At 77.3% G+C, this 4,024-nt stretch carries 1 protein-coding gene and 2 pseudogenes; 1 reads left to right on the forward strand and 2 read right to left on the reverse strand.

Annotated elements, in window-relative coordinates:
• Together ACTUAL_RS05105 and ACTUAL_RS05110 are read right to left on the reverse strand one after the other, a co-directional pair.
• Positions 1-218, reverse strand: a pseudogene (locus ACTUAL_RS05105) (hypothetical protein); the annotation flags it as partial.
• Positions 219-222: 4 nt separating this feature from the next.
• Positions 223-408: a hypothetical protein gene (locus tag ACTUAL_RS05110; RefSeq protein WP_440899436.1), complete on the reverse strand. Its 186-nt coding sequence runs from the start codon at positions 406-408 to the stop codon at positions 223-225.
• Between the two features lie 218 nt (positions 409-626).
• Between ACTUAL_RS05110 and ACTUAL_RS05115 the strand changes: the two are divergent.
• A pseudogene (locus tag ACTUAL_RS05115) lies at positions 627-3,224 on the forward strand (ATP-dependent helicase); the annotation flags it as partial.
• Positions 3,225-4,024 lie beyond the last annotated feature (800 nt).

Here is a 4,024-nt window from a genome sequence, read left to right on the forward strand (position 1 = left end):
GGTGAGGCGGGGGCAGCGGCGAGCGGGGGCGGGATGAGCGGGGAACGGGCGGCCAGGGGGCGGGGTCGGCCGCTGGACGCGCGCGGGCTTGGCGCGGGCAGGCACGGGCTTGGCGCGGGCAGGCGCGGGGTCGGCGCGGGCAGGCGCGGGAGTCGCACGGACAGGCGCGGGGTTGGCGCGAACGGCCCGGTGCTGCCCGGCTTCCACGCGCCCGCCATGGCTTCAGCCCTCACGCGCGCCCGCACGGGTGTCCGCGCACGCGCCCGAGCCCACGTCCACACCTGCGGCTGGGCCCGCCCTCGGACCCGTGCCTGCGCTCAGCCCCGCGCCTGCGCCCCAGCCCGCCTCCTCCTTCTCCTCCTCCTCCTTCTCTTCCTCGCCCGTCCTCACCTCCGCAGCCCTCGCCACCCCCCCCCGCTCCCCGCGACGCCCCCGGCTCCCCAGGTGTGCCGACCGGGCGCGTCGGGTACCGCCCCCACCGTGCCCCCACCCCCCGTTCGGCTCCGCACCCGTGGTGATGGCGCTCACCCGCCCACCCCCGCGCGCCCCGCTGACCGGCCCCGTTGCAGTGGATCTTCCACTCCCCCCGGCCCGCCGACCGGGGTGGTCCGCGGATGACGTGGACAATGCCCCACGTGGTCGCGGCGGGTGGTGTCCAGCGGGGTGGTGCGGTTCCGCACGCCTCGCCCGCCGACATCGCCGACGCCCTCGGCCTGCACCCGCCGACGCCCGAGCAGGCCGCCGTCATCGCCTCGCCCGCCGCACCCGCGCTGGTCGTGGCGGGCGCGGGCGCGGGCAAGACCGAGACCATGGCCGCGCGCGTCGTCTAACTGGTCGCGAACGGCGTCGTCACGCCCGACCGGGTCCTCGGCCTCACCTTCACCCGCAAGGCCGCCCGGCAGCTCGGCGAGCGGGTGCGCGGACGGCTGCGCCGCCTCGCCGGGTCGCCGCTGCTGGACCGGCTCGACCCGTCCGGCCGCCGCCGCGCCGCCGTGCTCACCACCGAGCCGGTCGTGCTCACCTACCACGCCTACGCGGGTCGCCTGGTGAGCGAGCACGGGCTGCGGCTGCCCGTGGAGCCCGGCGTGCGGCTGCTCACCGAGACCGCGGCGTGGCAGCTCGCGCACCGCGTGGTGTCGGCGTGGACCCAGGACCTCGACACCGACAAGATCCCCACCACGATCACCTCCTACCTGCTCTCCCTCGCGGGCGAGCTGGGCGAGCACCTGGTCGAGCCCGAGCAGCTCCTCGCGCACGCCGAGCACCTGTGCGCGCTGATCGAGCACGCCCCCAAGGCGCCGAGGCAGAAGGACGCCCTGCCGGAGAAGCTCCAGGAGATCGTGGACGCCCAGCGCCTGCGCGTCGCCCTGCTGCCGCTGCTCGACGCCTACCGGGCCCGCAAGCGCCGCGACGCCGTCCTGGACTTCGCCGACCAGATGAGCCTCGCCGCCCGCCTGGCCACCGGGCACCCGGAGGTCGTCGAGGGCGAGCGCGAACGCTACGGCGCCGTGCTGCTCGACGAGTACCAGGACACCGGCCACGCCCAGCGCGTGCTGCTGCGCGCCCTGTTCGGCGACGGCGACCCGATGCCGGTCACCTCGGTCGGCGACCCCGCCCAGGCCATCTACGGCTGGCGCGGCGCGAGCGCGGCCAACCTGCCCCGGTTCCGCGAGGACTTCCCGCCCGCCGACAAGTACGAGCTGCTCACCAGCTTCCGCAACCCGCCCGAGGTGCTGCACCTGGCGAACGCCGTGTCCGGTCCGCTGCGCGCGGCGGGCCTGGACGTGGCGCCGCTGCGGGCGCGCGACGGCGTCGAGCCGGGCGACGTGCGGATCGGCCTGTTCCCCGACGTGCGGGCCGAGCTGGAGTGGCTGGCGGACACCGTCGCCGAGCAGTGGCGCGCCCACGTGGACACCAGCGACGAGCCGCCGACCGCGGCCGTGCTGGTGCGCCGCCGCTCCGACATGCCCGCGATCGCCGCCGTGCTGCGCGACCGGGGGCTGCCGGTGGAGGTCGTCGGCCTCGGCGGGCTGCTGGACGAGCCGGAGGTGCGCGACCTCACCAGCGCCCTGCGCGTCCTGGTCGACCCGCTCGCGGGCACCGCCGCCACCCGGCTGCTCACCGGTTCCCGCTGGCGGATCGCCGCCTTCGACCTGGCCGCGATGTGGCAGCGCGCCCGCGACCTGGCGGGGGCGCCCGCGCGCAAGTCCCCGGACGACGACCCGCTGTCCGTTCTGGCCGACGCGCTGCCCGGCGAGCACTCCGAGCAGGCCGGGCTCGCGGACGCGCTCGACGACCCCGGTGACCCGTCCGCCTACTCGGCCGAGGGCTACCGCCGCATCCGGCGGCTGGGCGCGGAGCTGGCCGCGCTGCGCAGGCGGTTGACCCAGCCGCTGCCGGAGCTGGTCGCCGACGTCGAGCGGACCCTGCTGCTGGACATCGAGGCGGTCGCCCGGCCGGGCGGGGTGGGGCGGGCGCACCTGGACGCGTTCGCGGACGTGGTGTCGGACTTCGCGGCGGCCAGCCCGGCGGCGACCCTGCCCGCGCTGCTGGACTACCTGCGCACCGCCGAGCACGCCGAGGACGGCCTGGCGCCCGGCGAGGTCGAGGTGGTGGACAACCGGGTGCAGCTGGTGACGATGCACTCGGCCAAGGGCCTGGAGTGGCGGATCGTCGCCGTGCCGCACGTGGTGAAGGACGTCTTCCCCGGCCGGCGGAAGTCGGCGTCGTGGCTGAAGTCGGTGACCGAGCTGCCCGCCGCGCTGCGCGGCGACGCCCAGGACCTGCCGGAGCTGCGGGTGCCGGGCGGGGCGAACCGCAAGGAGGTCGAGGAGGCGCTCGACCGGCACGCGGACGAGTTCGAGGAGCGGCGGCTGGTCGAGGAGCGGCGGCTGCTGTACGTGGCGCTGACCAGGTCCGAGCACAGCCTGCTGGTGTCGGGCCACTGGTGGGGCGAGACGGGCGCGACCCCGAAGGGCCCGTCGGCGTTCCTGACCGAGCTGCGCGAGGTCGTGGCGGGCGCGGAGCACCCACCCGCCGACGTGGTCACCTGGGCGCCCGCGCCGGGCCTGGAGGACGAGAACCCCCTGGCGGCGCAGGCGAAGACGGCCCAGTGGCCCGCCGACCCGCTGGGCTCGCGCCGCGACGCGGTGTCCGAGGGCGCGGCCATGGTCGTCGCCGCGCTGGACCGGCTGCGCGAGGCCGCGGAGCACGAGCCGCCCGGCGGGACCGACGAGCCCGCCGCGGCCGAACCCGAGGCCGGGACGGCCGAACCCGAGGCCGGGACGGCCGACGCGGGTGAGGCGGGCGAGGAGTGGGTGCCCCCGGACGACGAGTGGTTGCCCTCGGACGAGGAGGAACCCCCACCGCCACCGGAGGAACCGGACGGCGACTGGGGCGAGTGGACGACCCCGGACGAGCCCTGGGACGACGGCGCCCCCCTGGACGCCCCGGAGGCGGGGAAGGCGGACACCGCAGGCGCCACCGAAGTGGTCGACGCGCCCGAGGCGGCGGCCCCCGAGGGCAGCGCCCCGGAGACCACCGAGCCTGAGTCCGCCGCGCCGGAGACCGCCGCGCCGGAGTCCACCGAGCCGGAGTCCACCGAGCCGGAGACCGCCGCCCCCGGAGCAGCCACCCCCGCGCCCGATCCGGGCGCAGGGGCGATCTCGGCTGCCCGGCTGAGCGCGGGCGGCGGGGTCTCCGCCGTGCTGCCCGATGCCGAGACGGCCCCCCTCGCCACCGACACCGCTACCCCGTCGGGGTTCGCTCCCGAGGGTGATTCGGTGTCCCCCGAAGAGGCAGACCTCCCCGAGGAGCCCTCCACCCCCACCGCCCCCGTCCCCGCCACCCCGGAGACCGCCGATCCCGCCCTCGCCGATCCCGAGAGCAGCGATCCCGCCCCCGCCGATCCCAGAGTCAGCACCCCCGTCCCCACCGATCCCAGAGTCAGCACCCCCGTCCCCACCGATCCCAGAGTCAGCGCCTCCATCCCCACCGATCCCGAGATCGGCGCCCCCGTCCCCAC

Source organism: Actinosynnema sp. (assembly GCF_052038725.1).